Consider the following 18,323-nt stretch of genomic DNA (forward strand, 5'->3'; position numbering starts at 1 on the left):
CCGAGCGCGGCGTGGCTATCGTAGGAGGCGCAGGCGCAGTTCCTGGTCTGCCGCCCTGACCAGGAGGTCGGCGTCGTGGCTGATCAGGACGACCACCGCGCCGGCGGCCGCGAGGTCGCGCATGACCCGGGTCATCGATCGGAGGTGGCGGCGGTCGACTCCGGAACTGGGTTCGTCGAAGACGATGATGCGGCGGCCGCTCAGGCGTGCCGTGGCGAGGATCAGGCGCTGCTGCTGGCCGCCCGACAGCGACAGGGGGTGCCGGCGGTGGCAACCGCCGAGATCGAGTTCGGCCAGTAGGTCGGGGGCGTGCGCCGCGTATTCCGTGGGCGTGCCGAGGCGCAGTTCGGCCTCGACGCTGTCGGTGAAGAGCTGACGCTGCACATCCTGCATGACGATCGCGGTTTCGCGCTGCCGCCGTCGGCGGGGCAGCGCGAAACCGTCGAGCAGCACTCGGCCCGAATGACGTTGTAAGCCCGCCAGAATTCGGGCAAGCGTGCTCTTACCGGCACCATTCGGCCCGGTGACGGCGGTGACGACGCCGGCGGGTAGCCGTGCGTAGGCGATATCGAGCACGCGGCGTCCGTGAAACGCACACCCGATATCGATGAGCTCGACACCGCGATCCACGGCGCACGCCGGTGTGTCGCGGACCGTCGCCACACTGGGTCCTCTCGCGAAAGCAGCCGTCCTGTCGGCCTTTTCGGGCGGATCGAGACTGCGCAGCCCCTGTGCGCGCATCGTCTCCTCGGTCAGTCCAGCGAATTCGGCCCTGCTCCACTCCTTTCGGACGCGGCCGTCGTGTAGCACCACGATCCGGTCGGCGAGGTGGCGCAGGTAATGCAGCCGGTGCTCGGCGATGACGATGGTCGTTCCCCGCTCCCGGAGCCGATACAGCACCGCGGTGAGATCGGCGATGCCCTGTGGGGAGAGGTTCGACGTCGGCTCGTCCAAGAGCAATACCGGAGGTTCGTGAGTGACGGCGGCAGCGCACGCCACCCGCTGCTGCTGTCCGCCCGACAGCTCGCGAAGCCGGGTGCCGCTGAACGCGTCCAGCCCGAGGCCCGCCATGACCGCGCCGACACGGTCGCGAATACATCGAGGGTCGGCGCCGAAATTCTCCGAGGCGAAGGCCAATTCGGTGTCGACCGCGTCGGTGAAGAACTGACGGCGCGGATGCTGCAGCACCGTCCCGGTCAGCCGCCCCGCCTGCGCGAGGTCGGCGATCGGCGACCCGGCGACCCGGATCTCCCCTGCCAGTGTTCCCTGGTGGAAGTGCGGGATGAGCCCGTTCATCAACCTCAGCACCGAACTCTTTCCGGACCCGCTCGGCCCGCACAACACCACCGTCTCGCCGCGTCCAACCCGCAGATCCAACCCGTCCAGCACGACACTGTCGGCGCCCGAATACGACCAGCGGACATTCCGCAACTCGATCATCGCCCGGTCTCCCAGCACAGCGTCGCCGCCACCAGCATCGCGAACACCATCGCGGCCGCCACGTCGACGGGTCCGAGCCGCAGCGGCCGCATCGACGTCGGCCGCGGGTGCGAGCCCAGTCCGCGTAGCAGCGCCGACGCCGAAAGATCCTCGGCCGCACGCAGACTCGACGCAATGAGCGGCACCGTGAAGAACTCGACGCTGAGCATCGGATGCCGCAGCATCATCCACCAGCCACCCAGCCCACGCAGCCGCATGGCAGCCCGCACCGCGCGCGCCTCACCGACGATCGCGGGCACGAATCGCAGCAGCACAGCACCGGACACGGTGAACGCCATCGGCACCCGCGCCGACCGTAGCGCGGCGGTGAGCCGGGTCGGCGGGATGGTCCGGATCAGGTGTACGGCAATGCCTCCGACGGCCAGCAGCCGCAATCCGTACCCGGCGGTGACCGAGACGAGTCCCAGCACCGGCCACGCCGCCGCCCGCGACAGATAGGCGACCGCCGCGGTCACCGCCACGGTCCCCACCAACCCGGCCGCACGCCGCCACGCGCGCGCCGAAAAGGCCAGCAGCACACCGGTGATCAGGGCGGCCGGAACGAATCGTGTTCCGCCGGGACTCATCAGCGCGACGCTCGCCGCCAGCAGCAGCGCGAGCGCCACGCGCGGATCCAGCTCCCAGCGCGACGTGCGGCTGGTCACGCCAGCCCGGCCTTCCGGAAGTGCTTGTCCAGCAGCCGCATTCCCAGCAGGCCGCCGAGGACGCCGAACACGAGCAGGGACAGGTCGAAGGCGACCAATACGGCGGGTGACAACAGCGCGTCGAGGCGCTCGAGGTAATCCGCGCCCATCTCCCGCATATAGGGGCTGGACAGGAATTCGTCGCGGGCATAGAACAACGGCAGAAACAGCCCGACGAACCACGAGCTGAACGCGGCATAGGCGAGCACGCTCGCGCTCCGCGAGCGATACCGGCCCAGCCACAGCAGAACCTCGGCGACCAGCGCGGCCACCACCGCGACGGCGAGACAGATCGGCGGACTGCCGATGGCGAGCATGAAACCGCTGACGATAACGGCGAATACGGTGATCATGCCCGCGTGCCGCACCCTGGTGAGGAACAGCATGAACGGCACACCGCCGGCCACGATGCTCACCGCGACCGAGGCCAAAGTCGCCAGCGGACCTATGAATTCGAGCGCGTTGAAGACGCCGACGGTGACGATATAGAGGGCGCCGAAGATTCCGATGTCGATGAGATCCCTGGGACTCATCCGGACATCGATGCGGCGCGGCGCGAATTCGACGCTCATGACACCACCGCCGCCGGCGTGGCCACCGTCCAGAAGTCGGCGTAGTGGCCGCCCAGACGAAGCAGCTGATCATGGGTGCCGGATTCGACGATGCGGCCGCCGTCGAGGAAGACGATGCGGTCGGCGCCCCGGACGGTATGCAGCCGGTGGGCGACCATGACGACGGTCCGGCCCGCCATGAGCCGCTCGATGCCCACGTGGACCGCGGCCTCGTTGACCGGGTCGAGCGCGGAGGTCACCTCGTCGAGCAGGACGATGGGGGCATCCTTCAGCAGTGCCCGCGCGATCGAAACCCGTTGGCGCTCACCGCCGGACAGCAGCGCGCCGCCCTCGCCGACGGTGGTCGCCCAGCCGTCGGGCAGGCGGTCGATCACCTCGTCCAGGCATGCGGCGGTCGCGGCCGCGCGGACCTCGGCGTCGGTGGCGTCGGGGCGGCCGAGGCGGATGTTGTCCTCGATGGTGCCGTCGAACAGGTACACGTCCTGGAAGACGATCGCGATCCGGTCCCGCAGCAGCCCGGTGTCGATGGCGCGCACATCAACGTCGCCCACGCCCACCGAGCCCGCGTCGACGTCGTAGAACCGGGCGAGCAGCCGCAGCAGGGTGCTCTTGCCCGCACCCGACGGCCCGACGATGGCGATCCGCTGCCCCTCCGGCACGGTCAGCGACAGGTCGTCGATCACGGTGCGGCCGTTGTGCGCGAAGGTGACGGATTCGAAGCTCACGCCGTGGTGGGCGGGCTCGATCGGCCGATCCGCCTCGGGCAGCGGTTCGGTGCGCAGGAGCGTATCGAGTTGCGCCAGAACCGTACGCGTGCCGCGGAGTTTGCCACCGATGTCCGATAGCGACAGCAGCGGGTCCGCGCAGCGGGCCGCCAGCACCAGAGTCGCCAAAACCTCTGCCGCGCCGATGGTCCCACCGATCGCCAGGTAGGCAGCCAGCGTCAGCAATGCCGTGAACATCGCCTGCACCGTGAGGGTCAGGCCGATGACGCCGGGCAGCGCCGCGAGCGCGGAGCGGTGGGACGCGCGCCGGACCTCGCGCAGTGAATCGTCGAGCAGGGCGAATCGCTCGCCGGTGCGGCCTCCGGCCCGCAGCACCGGCTGGGCCTGGAGGTATTCGATAACGCGTCCGGCGGCCTCGTGGTCGCGCTCGTGGCGGTTCGCGTCGGCGGCGGCGGTGGCGCGTCCGGCCCGGAGCTGGACGGCCGCGACGATCGGCGCGGCCAGCAGTGCCGCCAGCCCCAATTGCCAATTGCAGGCGAGCATCACGGCGACAATTGTCAGCGGCGTCACGGCGGCGGATACGAATGGCGACAGCAGATGTGCGATCACGCTCATCGCCTGCAGCACACCGCGACCGGCCAGCACCGATACCTCACCGACCCGGCTCGCGTTGTACCAGCCGAGGGGAAGCCGGGCCAGGTGGTCGCCGAGGCGGTGGTACAGGCCGCGCAACATGGTTGTCCCGACGCGGAATCCGGACAGATCACTGCGATAGCGAAGGATCGCGTAGACCGCTACCGCGGCGCCGAAGGCGACCAGCCAGGGCCGGGCGGCACCGGGGTGCGGCCCGAACAGTGCCCGCAGCACCGGAACCAGCAGCGCGTAGGACAGTCCTTCGGCCACAGCGGTGACCGTCATCAAGGCGATGGTGCGGCGCACCGGCCCGGCGTACTCGGTTCCCAGTACGCGCAACAACATTCGGATCATCGGGGTTCTCCTTGCGGCGTACCGCGGTCGATATCGATCGTCTCGGCGAGCGCGGCTCGTTGGGATTGCCAGAACGCGGCGAACCGCCCCGCGCGGGCGAGCAGCTCGGCGGGCGCCCCGGATTCGACGACGGACCCGTTCTCCAGCATGACGACGGTGTCGGCCTCGGCGATGGTCTCGAGACGATGCGCGATAACCAGCGTCGTTCGGGTGCCCGCTGACGCCGCGAGCGCCCGGCGCACCGCCTGTTCGGTGCGCGGATCGGCGAAGGAGGTCGCCTCGTCGAGCACCAGCACCGGTGTGTCGGCCAGCAGCGCGCGGGCGATCGAGATCCGTTGCGCCTCACCGCCGGACAGTTCGACGTCCGCACCGATCACGGTGTCGTACCCGTGCGGCAGTTCCAGAATCCGGTCGTGGATATGCGCACGCCTGGCGGCCTGGACCACGTCCGCACGGTCGGCGTGCGGCACCGCGAGCGCGATATTGTCCGCGACCGATGCGCGCAGCAGGCGCACGTCCTGGAAGACGAACGACACCAGCCGGTACAGCTCGCGGCCGCCGATCTCGCGCAGGTCGACTCCGCCGAGGGTGATCACACCGCCGTCCGGGTCGAAGAACCGCGGCAACAGCTGTACCAGCGTGGACTTTCCGCTGCCCGAGGGGCCGACGATCGCGGTGACCGTGCCCGGCTCCAGCACCAGGTCGATGCCGCGCAATACCTCGCGGCCGGTGTCGTAGCCGAAGCGGATATCGCGCATCTCCACGCGGTGCCCGCGCGGCGCGACGGGGTGCGCGGGTTCCGGAAGCGGCTGTACCGCAAGGACATCCCGGATCCGGCCGACCGCTCGGCCGGCGGCCTGCAGATCGTCGAAGCCATGCCCCAGTGCTGCCACCGGAGCGGTCAGGCCCAAGCCGAGCAGCAGGAACGGCAGCAGATCCGCCGGGGCCAGACCGCCATCCGTGATCAGCGCCGTACCGCCGACCAACACGACCAGCAGCACGAACGGCGGCGACAGCGCCAGCTGCATACCAGCGGCGACCGCCGAGACACCGCGTACCCAGCGGTAGAAGGTGGTGGCGAAATCGTCTGTGGCCGTGCGGAATCGACCGTGGGCACGTTCGGATCCACCGAACGCCTTGACCACCGCGATACCCTGCACGAATTCGACGACCGAGCTCGTGATCCGACCCATGGCCGCATCGAATTCCCGCTGCTCACGCACCCGCGCCGGGGTCATCAGCAACGGGACCAGCGCGATCGCCAGCACCACCGGGATCAGCGTGATCAGCGTGAGCCGCCAGTCGACGGTGAACAGGTAGACCAGCGACACCAGCGGTACCACGAACGCCGAGACCAGTTCGCCGGGCGCGTGTGCGATGAACGGGTGCACCGCACTCACATCCTCGCCGACCACCTTCGCCAGCTCACCGGTGCGCCGCCGGGAGAACCAGCCGATCGGCACCTGCCCCAGCCGCGCGGCCAGCCGGCGGCGGAACGACAGCTGCACCCGGCTGTCGAGCAGATGCCCGATCCCGGAGGATCCGGCGGTGAACACCAGCCGGACGAACAGTCCAGCCGCGCCCGCGATCACGACCATCCGGATATGACCGTGGTCGATAGGGCCGGGCGACAACAGGGTTCGCCCCAGCTCGACGACCGCGAGTAAGGGTGCCAAACCCGCGACGGCGCCGATCACCTGCAGGACGACCACCGCGGCGAAACTCGGCAGGAAGGGCCGCAGCAGTCCCGCAAGGCTCTGTCCCGCAACCGAATCGGTGGGCCGTTCCGCGGTTCCGGCGATATCGGTGGCGGTCATCACTTGCCCACCTTCGCGACGAGTTGCTCGATGTCATCCGGCTCGGTGGGTTTCGGTGGCAGGGCCCGGCGCAGGACGGCGGCGGCGATCAGGGCGGCCACGACCAGCAATGCGGCGCAGAGGACGAAGCCGAGCTGGTATCCGCTATTGAGGGCCTCCGGCGTGACGTTGCGGCCGGTGCGGTCATGCGCCGCGGTGCCGAGAGCCGCGAGTCCGAGCGAGGCGCCGATCTGCCGCGAGCTGCTGAGCAGACCCGAAGCGGTCCCGGCCTCGTGCGGTGCGACACCGGCGGTGGCGGTGGCGACGACCGGTCCGAGGCAGAGCCCGAACCCGACGCTGGCGACGATCGATGGCCCGAGCACGTCGGTGGCGAACGCGCCGTCGGGGCTGATCAGGCCGAACCAGCCGAACCCTGCCGCGGTCAGCAGGCCGCCGACGACCAGCAGGGTACGGGCAGCGATGCGGTAGCCGAGCTTCATGGCGAGGACGGAGCCGACGACCACACCGAGCGCGAAGGGCAGGAATTCGGCGCCGGTCAGGGCCGGCCCGGTCCCGAGCACTCGTTGCAGGTAGAGGGACATGAAGTAGAAGGCCGCGGCCATGGCGGCGCCGACCAGCAGGTTGTACGCGTTGGCACCGGCGACCGCGCGATTGGCGAACAGCCCGAGCCGGATCAACGGTTCGCGGTTGGTGGTCCGCTCGACGCCGAGGAACGCGGCCAGCAGTGCCGCGGCGACCATCAGTGTGGTGACGGTGATCGGTGAACTCCACGCGTACTGATCGGTGCGCACCACACCGAACACCAGCAGGGTCAGGCCCGAGGTGGCCAGGACCGCGCCGAGCACGTCCGGCCGACCTCCGCGTCCGGTCGCCGGATCACCAGCGATGCCGCGCCGGGCAAGCACCAGCGCGCAGGCGGCCATCGGCACGTTCACGAACATCGCCCAGCGCCAGCTGACGTACTCGGTGAGCACGCCGCCGATCAGCACGCCGAATGCGCCGCCCGCGGCGTTCACCGCGCTCCACACGCCGAAGGCCCGGACGCGGGCCTTCCCGGCGGGGAATGTCGCGGTCAGCAGGGCCAGCGCGGCCGGGGCCAGGGCGGCCGCTCCGATCCCCTGGGCGGCGCGGGCGGCGACCAGGTGGCCGGGCACCTGAGCGAAACCGCCTGCCAGCGAGGCGATTCCGAACAGTCCGAGCCCGAGCAGCAGGACGCGCTTGCGACCGTACCGATCGGCGGCCTTGCCCCCGAGCAGCAACAGTCCGCCGAAGGTGAGGGCGTAGGCGTGAATCACCCAGGTCACGCCGACCGCACCGAACCCAAGACCGGCGGCGATCTGGGGCAGCCCGACATTCACGACCGACAGGTCCAGCGACACCATGAATTGCACGACGGCCACCGCGGCGAGCGTGAGCCCGGAACGCGCGACCGAACCATTCCCCATCACGGACTTCACCCCCCTTACCGGCGGTTTCGACTTTTCGAACATGTTCCGAAAGTAGCATTCGAAGAACTGGGATGTCGAGAACGAACTCGAAGCACCGCGATTTCACGGCCCGGGCAGGCGGGGCGGCATGATGGGACGATGCCCCGATCGACCGCAGCACCGGGCCGCACCGGCCGACCTCCCCGCACCTCGCGTGCGCAGATCCTCACCGCGGCCCGGCAACTCATCGACCGGGACGGCTGGGAGAAACTGACCATCCGTCGGCTGGCCGCGGAGATCGGCGTCGGAGCGACGACCCTCTATCACCACATCCGAGATAAGGAAGACCTGCTGATCCAGCTGCTCAATCACCACATCGAGCAGGTCGAACACCCCCCGCTACCCGACGATCCGCGCGATCGCATCATCGCGACCGCCATCGCGATGCACGACGCACTCGCGGATTGGCCCTGGGCCGCCGAGGTACTCACCACCGACGGCTTCGTCGGCCTGCTCGACGAATCGGCGCTCTGGATGGTCGAATCCATCATCGCCGCCGCGGCCGACTACGGATGCACACCCGAGCAGGCCGTCGACACCTTCCGCAGCATCTGGTACTACACCGTCGGCGAGATCCTCGTGCGCGCCCACTCCCCGCGCACCCCACCCGCCGTCGACTCCCCCACCCGCCGCGACATCTCCTTCAACGGTTTCGACACCTCCCAGGTGCCGCACCTATCGGCCATCGGCGACCGCTGGCCGACCTTCGCGGCCCGCGATACCTACCGTCATGGCCTCCACACGCTCGTCTACGGCCTACTCCCGCAAGCCAATTCGCAATAGACGCGATCGGACACGAGCCGTCGGCCGATGGAGGCGATACGGGCAACGGCCAAATCAGTTGCCGCAGAACCTGATCCGTCGGTCAAGCCGAAACGCCTAGCAGATCGATCGCGACGAGAGGGCGCGATGTCGGTCACATCATGCCGAAAGCCCTTGTCTCCGAAGGTGCCTCGCGGGATGGGAAGAATCAGTGAGATTCTAATTATGTTCGACCGGCGCTCCCGCGGCGTAGATCTGTAGGTCGGATCCGAAATCCGGACGAATGACCGCTGACGTTCTTCGCTGACACCAGAGATTCCAGGTGTGGTCGGACGAAGTTCGGCGCGCGTCTGTGGGGCGTAGGGGAAACCGAATTGATTGTGCCGCAACAGGCCGGCGGGTTGTCGACTGCGACGATACCGCGCCGGGCCATTGTCGCGTCCGCGTGTGGCGCGGTGATCGTCGCGCAGATGGCGACCACTATTTACCTTCCCGGCATGCCCGCGTTGGGTGCGGATATCGGGGCGGGTGATGGCACACTTCAGCTTTCGGTCGCCCTGTTCGTGGTGTTCGCCGCGCTTCCGGTCGTCGCGTGGGGGCGGGCGGCGGAGCGGTTCGGCCGGGTGCCCGCATTCGTCGCGGCCGGACTGTGCTTCATCCTGGCCAGCGCGGGCCTGGCGCTGATCACGAACGCTCCGGAGCTGCTCACCCTGCGTGTGGTGCAGGCGATCGGCGCGGGCGGTGTCGCGGTGGTCGGGCGGATGATGGTGAAAGACCTGTTCACCGGCGCCGAACTCGCGCGCCAGCTCGCACTGCTTTCGATGGCATTCGTCGTCGCGCTCGGCGGCGGACAGGTGATCGGCGGCATCCTCACCTCCACACTCGGCTGGCGATACGGATTCGCCGTATTGGCCGTACTCGCCGTCGTACCCGTTGTTTTCGCGCTGCGGGTATCGCTCCCGCCGCCGGATCGGAAATCCCGGGACAAGGGGACGACTCGACGGCTGCTCGGCGACCGAGTCTTCATCGCCGCCGCCGTCGCGGGCGGTATCGGATTCGCGATCATCGTCATGATCCAGCAGAAGTCCGCATTCGTCTTCTCGGACGAATTCGCGCTGCCGCCTTGGGTTTTCGGCCTATTCGGTGTTCTGTACGGCGCGGCGTATTTCGCGGGCGCCACCTATGTGCGGCGGCGGGTGAGCGGGTTGGGCGCACGCGCGATGATGCGGCAGGGCGCCTGGATCATGCTCGCCGGATGCGTACTGATCACCATCGTCTGGGTGGGCGATCTGCACCGGGCGATCGCGCTCCCGATCTTTCTCGCCGGATACGTCACCACGACCTTCGGACAGGCCACGCTGTTCCCCAACAGCGCGGCGCATGCCGTCAGCCACCTCGTCTCCGGCGGCGCGATCGCCGTCTCGTGGTGCGCGCTGATACAGCAGGGTCTCGCGGGTGTCGCCTCGCTGGCAGGCCCGTCACTCACCGGGCTGCTCGCCTGGTCCATCGCCATCACCTCGCTCGCCGCCGTGAACGTACTGGTCGCCGCGGCTCCCTCGCCGACAAAGGAATAATCGAGTGGTCATTCACCAATTCGCCAATATTCGCAGGCAATTACAGCTGAGCAATACCTTCTGGGATGACAGCACCACCCACGGCCTGGTCGATATCGTCGCCGCCGATATGCGCGACGGAATAGTCAACGACCGTGCCGGGCGCACGATCGTCAACTTCTCCTCGTATTCCTATCTCGGCCTGGACAGCGACCCGCGGATAATCGCCGGAGCCCATCGAGGTTTGGACGAAACGGCGACGATCAATTCGTCCATATCCCGCATGCGGATTCGGCTGTCGCTGCTGGAGGAGGCCGAGCAGCGCCTGTCGCTGACCTTCGGCGCCCAGGCCGTCACCGTATCGTCGTGTGCGGCCGCGGCGTGGGCGACCCTGCCGCTGCTGGCCTCCGGGGAGTTCACCGACGGGCACCCACCGCTGGTGGTATTCGACAAGAACGCGCACTTCTGCCTGAACGCGATGAAACCGCTGGTCGCGGATGAGACCGAACTGGTCACGATCGACCACAACGATATCGAGGCGTTGGAACAGTTGTGCCGCAAGCATTCTCACGTGGCATACATCGCCGACGGCGTGTACAGCACCGGCGGCGGGGCACCGCTGGATGAGCTGCACCGGCTGCAGGACCAATACGGTCTTTTCCTGTATTTCGATGAGGCACACGGTATTTCGACGCTCGGTCGACGTGGCCGCGGTTATGTCCTCGGCGGCTACGACGGCTGGCGGGACCGGACCCTCATAATCGCCTCGCTGAACAAGGGATTCGGCGCGAGCGGCGGTGTCATCTTCTTCGGCCCGCCCGGCGACGACTCCCGCAAACCCACGCTGCTGCGCACCAGCGGACCGCTGATGTGGTCGCAGCGAATCAATACCGCCGGTCTCGGGGCCATCGTCGCGTCCTGCGACCTGCACGACGACGGCACCGTCGACCGGCTACAGATCGACCTGCGCGAACGGGTGCGCCTGTTCAACTCGCTGGTCGACACCGACCTCGCCGGTGACGGGCTGCCCATTCGGTTCGTCGATATCGGCCGGGAGGACACCACCGTCGCGGTGGCGAAGGACATGCTCGACGCGGGCTTCTACACCTCCCCCGTCTTCTTCCCGATCATCCGCCGCGGCAGCGCGGGCCTGCGCCTGATGTTGCGAGCGGACTTGGAGCCCAACACGATTCGGCGCTTCGCCGACACCCTCACCGCGAGCCTGGCCGCCCATCGCGATCGGGAGGAGCTACCCGCATGACGGTAACCGTCGAGAACCACACCGAATTCGAGGCCCAGCGTCGGCTGCTGCGCGACCGCTTCGCCGAGGTCGTATCGCCGCGACGCCGACCCGGTGACGCCAAACTGCCAGTGCGCGAACGGGTTAACCGGATACTCGACCCGGGAACGCCTTTCCTGGAGATCGGCCGATTGGCCGCGCACGAGGTGTACGACACCGACCTGCCCGCCGCCGCGCTCATCGTCGGCATCGGAACCATCCACGGCAGGCCCTGCATGGTGTTCGCGAACGACCCGCACGTCAAGGGCGGAACCTACTACCCGCTCACCATCAAGAAGCAGTTGCGCGGGCAGAAGCTGGCCCGCGAATATCGGCTCCCCTGTGTGTATTTGGCGGATTCGGGCGGTATCTACCTGCCGTTGCAGGAGGAGATCTTCCCGGACGAGGAGCACCTCGGGAAGATGTTCCGCAATATCGCGGAGATGTCGGCCATGGGTCTGCCGCAGATTTCGGCCGTGCTCGGCATCTGCACCGCGGGCGGTGCGTACATACCCGCGATGAGCGACGAAACGGTGATGGTGCAGGACCTCAGCACCGTCTTCCTCGGCGGACCGCAACTGGTGGAGGCCGCCACCGGGATCAAGGTCGACGCGCAGGCACTCGGCGGCGCGGCCCTGCATGTCCGGGAAACCGCTGTGGCGGACCATCTCGCGGCGAACGAGGAGGAAGCGCTGGCGATGGTCCGGGATATCGTCTCGCGCACACCCGGCGATCGAGTGCGCCCACCCGCGTTCGAGGCTCTGGAACCCGTCGACGATCCGGCGCGGCTCCCGGCCTTGATACCGGCGACGACCAAGAAGGAGATGGACGTTCGCGCGATCCTGCGCTGCGTCGTCGATGCCACCTCCTGGATCGAATACCGCAAGGATTACGGCATCACCATCGTCTGCGCGACCGCGCGCATCGCCGGATACGAGGTGGGTATCGTCGCGAATCAGGGCGTGATCTTCCCCGACAGCGCGCTCAAGGCGACCAATTTCATTCAGATCTGCAATCAGCGCCGGATCCCACTGTTGTTCGTACACAACGTGAGTGGGTTCATGGTCGGCGAGCAGTACGAGCGGGCCGGCATCGCCAAGCACGGCGCGAAGATGGTGAACGCCGTCTCCTGCGCCACCGTACCCAAGATCTCGCTGGTGATCGGCGGCAGCTTCGGCGCGGCCAACTTCGCCATGTCGGGCCGATCGATGGGCGGCCAGTTCATGGCCATGTGGCCCAACGCCCGCTCCACCGGAGTCGGCGGCGAGCAGGCGGCCGCGGTGATGGCCATTCTCAAACGGGACCGCCTGCGCCGCGAAGGCAAGGAATTGAGCGCCGCCGAGGAGGCCGCCATCAAGCAGCCGATCATCGACAGCTTCGAACGGCAGTCGCTGCCCGCCTACATTGCCGCACGCATGTGGGTCGACGCGGTGATCGAGCCCGAGGATACGAGATCCTGGCTCGCGCAATGCCTTTCGCTGGCGCACGAACGCTGGGATCGGCCGGACCCGGCCGCCGCGACCTTCGGGGTGTTCCGGCTGTGATCACGAAGCTGCTCATCGCGAACCGGGGCGAGATCGCCGCCCGCATCGCGCGCACCTGCGATCGCCTCGGCATCGACTACGTCACCGTGAGCGTGGACGAGGACCGGACCCTGACCTATCACGACGCGGCGGTCGCGACCGTGCGCCTGGCGGCGGGCGGATATCTCGATGCCGCGGTGCTGGTCCGGGCCGCTACCGAAACCGGTTGCGACGCAGTGCATCCCGGTTATGGCTTCCTCTCCGAGAACGCCGCGTTCGCCCGCGCGGTCCGTGCCGCCGGATTGGTGTTCGTCGGCCCGAGCTCACAGGTGATCGAGTCCATGGCCGATAAGGCGTCCGCGCGCCGGGTGATGGCCGACGCGGGCGTTCCGGTATTGCCCGGAACCCGGGAGGCGACCGACGATCTCGACGCCCTGGTCCGCGCCGCGGCGGATATCGGATTTCCGCTGATCGTCAAGCCCGCGGGCGGTGGCGGCGGCAAGGGTATGTCGGTGGTGCGCTCCGCGGCCGGGCTGCGCGAAGCGCTGGCGTCGGCGGCCCGCACCGCGAACGCGGCCTTCGCCGACCCGCGTCTGCACCTGGAGCGTTACGCCGAACACGCCCGGCATATCGAGGTGCAGGTGTTCGGCGACGAATTCGGTTCTGTCGTACACCTTTTCGACCGCGACTGTTCGCTGCAGCGGCGGCATCAGAAGGTGATCGAGGAAGCGCCGGCACCGAAAATTCCCGACGCCATCCGACGGCAGATGTTCGACGCCGCCGTGCGCGGCGCGCGGGCGCTGCACTACACCGGCGCGGGGACCTTCGAATTCCTGCTGATAGGCGACGAATTCTTCTTCATCGAGATGAATACGCGACTGCAGGTCGAGCACACCGTCACCGAGGAGATCACCGGCATCGACCTGGTGGACTGGCAGCTGCGGATCGCCTCCGGTGCACCGCTGCCCGCCACCCAGGAGGAGATCACCTATGCGGGCGCCTCGGTGCAGATCCGGGTGTATGCGGAGGATCCGTTCCGATCCTTCCTGCCGTGCCCGGGCGAGCTCGAGGTCACCCGGTGGCCCGATGTCCGGATCGAGCGGGCCTTCACCCGCCGCCTGCACGTCACCGGCGGCTTCGACCCGATGATCGCCAAACTCGTCGCGACCGGCGCCACTCGGGAGCAGGCACTGGCCGCCGCTCGGCGCGCCTGTGCACAGCTGCGCTGGCGCGGCATCTCGACGAACCTCGGATTCGTCGGCCACATCCTCGATACACCGGAAGTCGCTGCGGCAGAGCATGATACGGCTTATCTGGACCGGATCGATCCGGTCGAGGAGTTCGCCGATCCCGACCGGCTCAGCGCCATCGCGGTGGCCGCGACGCTGACCGCACCCGACCGCGCCACACCGTGGTCGGCGGGCGCTCCGGCGGGCGACCGCGCCTGGTTGGATCCCGCGGGCCGCGAACTCGGCAGCATCGACCTCTCGGTCGATGGCCGCCCGTTCACGGTCCGGGTCAGCGGCTACGACGGCCGCGCGGTACTGCTGCGCACCGACTCCGAAGCGGATGTGGCCGCGATTCACGTTGACGCGGAGACGGTTTCGCTCGACTCCACGCTCAGCACGGTCCGTCGGCTCGGTGCGGGATGGGTCAGCCAGGTCGCAGGGGTTTCCCGGGAGGTGCGGTACGCCGAATACCGCACGCTCGGCGCTGCCGCGGCGGATCCCGAGATCCGCTCGCCCATGCCCGGCACGCTCGTGCGACTCCATGTCGTCTCGGGTACGCAGGTCGAACCGGGGCAGCTGCTCGGCGTGGTCGAGGCCATGAAGATGGAACACGAGCTGACGGCAACCCATTCGGGAATCGTCACCGTGACGGCGTCGGAGGGGGCGGTCGTCACCACCGATCAATCAATATTTCTCATCGAGGAGAGGAGCGCGGCGCAGTGATGCGAAAGCGACCGATAATGGCTCTCGCATCGGCAACAGCCGTGCTCGCATTGGTGACCGCATGCGGCGGTTCGGACACCTCGGCGCACCAATCGACGCAACCGGTCAGCGGTGGATCGTTGACCTGGGGTGTCGAGACGGAGCCGACCACGCTCAATCCGCATCTGAACGGCCAGGGCAATACGCGCCTGTTGCTCCGCAACGTCTACGAATCGCTGCTGCAGCGGACCGCGGACGGCGGGGTCGTGCCATGGCTGGCCGACGGCTACGAGGTATCACCCGACGGCCTGACATATTCCTTCACGCTGCGGGATGGCGTGCGATTCACCGACGGCAATCCGCTGACCGCCGCGGCGGTCGCCCTCAACTTCACCAGAATGAAGGATCCGGCCTATTCGGGTGGATTCGGATCGGGTCCGCTGTCCAATCTCGATACGGCGGTCGCGCGGGATGCGCGAACCCTGGTGCTGACGTTGAAGAATGTCTATTCGCCGTTCCTCGACTATGCGGGAACCCTGGATATCATCTCCCCCGCGGCATTCGATTCACCGCAGTTGAAATCCGGTGGACCGGAGATCGCCGGTACCGGACCATTCATTCTCGACCGCTACACCAAGGGGCAGGAAATCCACTTCCGGAAGAATCCGGATTACAACTGGGCGCCGCGGAATGCCAAACATCAGGGCCCCGCCTACCTCGATGAAATCACCTACCGGTTCCTGCCCGAATCGTCGGTGCGCACCGGAGCGCTCACCTCCGGGCAGGTCGATATTATCGAGGGCATTTCCGGAAATGACGCCGGACTGTTCGAAAACAACCCCGAATTCACCTATCAGCACGCGCTGAATGCCGGGAGCCCCTATTCCCTGTACCTCAATTCGACCTACGGTCCGGCGTCCGACGAAAAGGTCCGCAAGGCGTTGATCGACTCCGTCGACGTCGACGCGGTACTGCGGTCGATATACCGCGGCGAGCGCACGCGGGGCTGGGGCATCACCTCCCCCGACGACGCGGTGTTCTACGACAAGAGCATCGAGCGGTCCTACGGAAACGATAAGGACGCCGCGAACCGTCTCCTGGACGAGGCCGGCTGGACGACCCGGGACGACAAGGGATTTCGCACCAAGAACGGTCAGCGGCTCACCATCGAGGTGGTTCAGGCGCAATCCACCGTCCGCGATCAGCGCGAGGTGCTGTTGCAGGCGATCCAGGCCCAGGCCAGGCAGAATGCCGGCATCGACCTGGCCATCTCCCTGGTGGACGCGGGCACCTACGCCGACCGCCGCAAGGACAGCAGTTACGGTTCGGTCGCCAACTCCGACACGCTGACCGGCGGTATCGATATCGAAAATCACTGGTACCCGGCCGCGACATTCGGCACCCTCAATTACAGCCGTGCCACGGATCCCGAGCTGACCGCATGGTTGAAAGCCGCGGCCGCGACACAGAATACGAGTGAGCGCGCCGGACAATATGCGCGTTTGCAGCGATTTGCACTCGTAGACAAGGGATATGCGCTGCCGCTCTACCAGCCCGAGAACGAGATCGCGGCCGCCACCCGCGTGCACGGCGCCGGTTTCCGGCCGTATCACCGGTTCCCGGAAAGCGCATACGACATTTGGGTCGACCGTGGTTAGCGATGCCGTCGTCACGGATATTCGGTTCTACGCGCACCGCACGATCGGGAAACGCGTCCTACTCCGGGTGTTATCCGGACTCGGTGTGCTGTGGGGCGCGGCGACCCTGTCTTTCGTCAGCCTTCGGCTCGCGCCGGGCGATACCGTCGACCTTTTGGTGGGCGAACAGCGGCGCACCCCGGAACTGGAGGCGGCCATCCGCGCCGAATGGGGGCTGAACGACCCGGTCGTCGTGCAGTATCTCCGCTATCTGTGGAATTGCGCGCACGGCGATTTCGGGCGTTCCTACATCCTGCACAAGCCGGTATCGGGAATCCTCGCCGCGCAGGCCGCACCGACCTTGACGCTCACCGCGGCCGCTCTGCTGGTGGCAGTGGTATTCGCGGTGGTCGTCGCGGCGACGACCGCACACCGGCGACGGTCCAGGGCGTTTGCGAATGCCGTTGAGCTGACGCTCGTTTCGACTCCCTCGTTCTGGTTGGGCATCGTCCTGCTCGCGGTTTTCAGCTTCCAGCTCAAGCTCTTTCCGGTATCCGGGAGCAAAGGGCTTGCCTCGCTTGTGCTTCCGGCTCTGGCACTCGGATTGCCGCTCGGCGCGGTGATCTCGCAGGTGCTGCGCGACGGATTGGAGCGCGCGCTGGAGGAGCCGTTCGCGCTGACGGTGCGATCCTGGTCGGTCAGCGAGAGCGCGCTGCGGCTGCGCCACGGATTGCGCCATGCGGCCGTACCCGCGGTGACGTTGACCGGCTGGCTGGTCGGCGGCCTGCTCGGCGGCGCGGTCGTGACCGAGGCGGTCTTCGGCCGACCGGGACTCGGCAGGGTGACCGTCGACGCCGTACTGGCGAAAGACCTTCCCGTCGTGCTGGCCGTGGCGATGCTGTCCGCGCTGGTCTATGTCGTGCTGAGCACGATCGTCGACCTGCTCGGACTCCTGCTCGACCCACGGCTGCGCACCGGATCCCGGCGAGGTGAGCAGGGGTGAGGCCAGCCACTCGTCGAATCGTCCTGCGCGCCTTCGGAATTCCGCCCGGTGTCGCCGCCGCGGCGCTGGTGCTGGTCGTGATCGCGATCGCGGTGGTCGCGCCCTCGCTGCTGACCGCGCATGATCCGCTCGCGGCCGATCCGCTCGCCGCGCAGCTTCCGCCCGGCCCGCGACACTGGTTCGGGACGGATCACCTCGGGCGCGACGTCTTCACTCGCGTCGTCAACGGTGCGCGCTACTCGCTGCTCATCGGGATCACCGCGATCGCCATCGCGGTCGTCGCCGGAACCGCGCTCGGACTGGTCGCCGGGCTCGCCCGCGGACCGGTCGACGAACTGATCACCCGATTCCTCGACGTGGTCTCCGCATTCCCGGATCTACTGCTGGCGCTGGTGCTGATCTCGTTCACCGGCCCCGGGACCACGAACCTGATCTGCGCGCTCGGCATCGCATCGATTCCGCGGTTCGCCCGGGTGGTGCGGGCTCAGACGCTCGTCGTGCGGGAATCCGGCTATGTCGAACAGGCACGAACCTTCGGGCTCACCCGAATTACGTTGGTGCGGCGCCATATTCTGCCGCACGCGGTCGCTCAGGTGCCGATACTCGCCACCATCGGCCTCGGCACCGCGATCCTCGGCGCCGCCGGACTGAGCTTTCTCGGGATGGGGCCGAAACCACCTGCGCCGGAATGGGGTTCGATGCTCGCGGAGGGACGCAACTATCTCCGCAATGCCTGGTGGATCGCCGTGCTTCCCGGCGTTGCGGTCACCGCGACGGTCGTCGCGCTGAGTTCGCTCGGGCGGCACTGGCAACGGCACTACGACGGAAGGTCGCGGGCGTGATGTGTCCGTCGGCTCGAAAGGA

The 18,323-nt window shown here is 67.8% G+C and carries 14 protein-coding genes; 8 read left to right on the forward strand and 6 right to left on the reverse strand.

Features of this window, described 5'->3' with window-relative positions; genetic code table 11:
- Positions 1-15: 15 nt before the first annotated feature.
- The 6 genes from F5544_RS38885 to F5544_RS38910 are packed head-to-tail and all read right to left on the reverse strand — an operon-like array spanning position 16 to position 7,729.
- Positions 16-1,440: an ABC transporter ATP-binding protein gene (locus F5544_RS38885; protein WP_167477771.1), complete on the reverse strand. Its 1,425-nt coding sequence runs from the start codon at positions 1,438-1,440 to the stop codon at positions 16-18.
- The gene (locus F5544_RS38890; protein WP_238846890.1) at positions 1,437-2,144 is read right to left on the reverse strand and encodes an energy-coupling factor transporter transmembrane component T; all 708 of its coding nucleotides are present in this window, start codon (positions 2,142-2,144) and stop codon (positions 1,437-1,439) included. The genes F5544_RS38885 and F5544_RS38890 overlap by 4 nt, the downstream gene beginning before the upstream one ends.
- Positions 2,141-2,755 carry an MptD family putative ECF transporter S component gene (locus tag F5544_RS38895; RefSeq protein WP_167477772.1) on the reverse strand — a complete coding sequence of 205 codons (615 nt, stop codon included), beginning with the start codon at positions 2,753-2,755 and terminating at the stop codon, positions 2,141-2,143. Before F5544_RS38895 ends, F5544_RS38890 begins: the two co-directional genes overlap by 4 nt.
- Positions 2,752-4,467 (reverse strand): ABC transporter ATP-binding protein, encoded by a 1,716-nt coding sequence (locus F5544_RS38900; protein ID WP_167477773.1) that lies wholly within the window; start codon positions 4,465-4,467, stop codon positions 2,752-2,754. Before F5544_RS38900 ends, F5544_RS38895 begins: the two co-directional genes overlap by 4 nt.
- The gene (locus F5544_RS38905; protein WP_167477774.1) at positions 4,464-6,284 is read right to left on the reverse strand and encodes an ABC transporter ATP-binding protein; all 1,821 of its coding nucleotides are present in this window, start codon (positions 6,282-6,284) and stop codon (positions 4,464-4,466) included. The genes F5544_RS38900 and F5544_RS38905 overlap by 4 nt, the downstream gene beginning before the upstream one ends.
- On the reverse strand, positions 6,284-7,729 hold the full coding sequence (locus tag F5544_RS38910) for an MFS transporter (RefSeq protein ID WP_167477775.1): 1,446 nt from the start codon (positions 7,727-7,729) through the stop codon (positions 6,284-6,286). Before F5544_RS38910 ends, F5544_RS38905 begins: the two co-directional genes overlap by 1 nt.
- 141 nt (positions 7,730-7,870) lie before the next feature.
- On the opposite strand from F5544_RS38910, the gene F5544_RS38915 reads away from it, so the two are divergent.
- From F5544_RS38915 to F5544_RS38950, 8 genes are all read left to right on the forward strand, one after another.
- Positions 7,871-8,554 carry a TetR/AcrR family transcriptional regulator gene (locus F5544_RS38915; RefSeq protein WP_167477776.1) on the forward strand — a complete coding sequence of 228 codons (684 nt, stop codon included), beginning with the start codon at positions 7,871-7,873 and terminating at the stop codon, positions 8,552-8,554.
- A gap of 434 nt (positions 8,555-8,988) precedes the next feature.
- Positions 8,989-10,107, forward strand: coding sequence for an MFS transporter (locus F5544_RS38920; protein ID WP_275107071.1), 1,119 nt, complete (start codon positions 8,989-8,991; stop codon positions 10,105-10,107).
- A gap of 4 nt (positions 10,108-10,111) precedes the next feature.
- Positions 10,112-11,347 (forward strand): aminotransferase class I/II-fold pyridoxal phosphate-dependent enzyme, encoded by a 1,236-nt coding sequence (locus tag F5544_RS38925; RefSeq protein WP_203217445.1) that lies wholly within the window; start codon positions 10,112-10,114, stop codon positions 11,345-11,347.
- Complete coding sequence (locus F5544_RS38930; protein WP_167477778.1) at positions 11,344-12,909, forward strand: acyl-CoA carboxylase subunit beta; 1,566 nt, start codon at positions 11,344-11,346, stop codon at positions 12,907-12,909. The genes F5544_RS38925 and F5544_RS38930 overlap by 4 nt, the downstream gene beginning before the upstream one ends.
- Positions 12,906-14,840 carry a biotin carboxylase N-terminal domain-containing protein gene (locus F5544_RS38935; protein WP_167477779.1) on the forward strand — a complete coding sequence of 645 codons (1,935 nt, stop codon included), beginning with the start codon at positions 12,906-12,908 and terminating at the stop codon, positions 14,838-14,840. Before F5544_RS38930 ends, F5544_RS38935 begins: the two co-directional genes overlap by 4 nt.
- Before the next feature lie 17 nt (positions 14,841-14,857).
- Positions 14,858-16,477 carry an ABC transporter substrate-binding protein gene (locus F5544_RS46845; RefSeq protein WP_167477780.1) on the forward strand — a complete coding sequence of 540 codons (1,620 nt, stop codon included), beginning with the start codon at positions 14,858-14,860 and terminating at the stop codon, positions 16,475-16,477.
- Positions 16,470-17,459 carry an ABC transporter permease gene (locus F5544_RS38945; RefSeq protein WP_167471246.1) on the forward strand — a complete coding sequence of 330 codons (990 nt, stop codon included), beginning with the start codon at positions 16,470-16,472 and terminating at the stop codon, positions 17,457-17,459. The genes F5544_RS46845 and F5544_RS38945 overlap by 8 nt, the downstream gene beginning before the upstream one ends.
- Positions 17,456-18,301, forward strand: a complete 846-nt coding sequence (locus tag F5544_RS38950; protein WP_167477781.1) for an ABC transporter permease — start codon at positions 17,456-17,458, stop codon at positions 18,299-18,301. Before F5544_RS38945 ends, F5544_RS38950 begins: the two co-directional genes overlap by 4 nt.
- Positions 18,302-18,323 lie beyond the last annotated feature (22 nt).

The sequence above is a fragment of the Nocardia arthritidis genome (assembly GCF_011801145.1).
GTDB classification, from domain to species: Bacteria; Actinomycetota; Actinomycetes; order Mycobacteriales; family Mycobacteriaceae; genus Nocardia; species Nocardia arthritidis_A.

What these genes read in the sequence shown, in the direction of transcription:
- F5544_RS38910 (WP_167477775.1), bottom strand. Translation starts at nt 7,729, where the DNA reads ATGGGGAATGGTTCGGTCGCGCGTTCCGGGCTCACGCTCGCCGCGGTG.
- F5544_RS38900 (WP_167477773.1), bottom strand. Translation starts at nt 4,467, where the DNA reads ATGATCCGAATGTTGTTGCGCGTACTGGGAACCGAGTACGCCGGGCCG.
- F5544_RS38915 (WP_167477776.1), top strand. Translation starts at nt 7,871, where the DNA reads ATGCCCCGATCGACCGCAGCACCGGGCCGCACCGGCCGACCTCCCCGC.
- F5544_RS38930 (WP_167477778.1), top strand. Translation starts at nt 11,344, where the DNA reads ATGACGGTAACCGTCGAGAACCACACCGAATTCGAGGCCCAGCGTCGG.
- F5544_RS38885 (WP_167477771.1), bottom strand. Translation starts at nt 1,440, where the DNA reads ATGATCGAGTTGCGGAATGTCCGCTGGTCGTATTCGGGCGCCGACAGT.
- F5544_RS38905 (WP_167477774.1), bottom strand. Translation starts at nt 6,284, where the DNA reads ATGACCGCCACCGATATCGCCGGAACCGCGGAACGGCCCACCGATTCG.
- F5544_RS46845 (WP_167477780.1), top strand. Translation starts at nt 14,858, where the DNA reads ATGGCTCTCGCATCGGCAACAGCCGTGCTCGCATTGGTGACCGCATGC.
- F5544_RS38895 (WP_167477772.1), bottom strand. Translation starts at nt 2,755, where the DNA reads ATGAGCGTCGAATTCGCGCCGCGCCGCATCGATGTCCGGATGAGTCCC.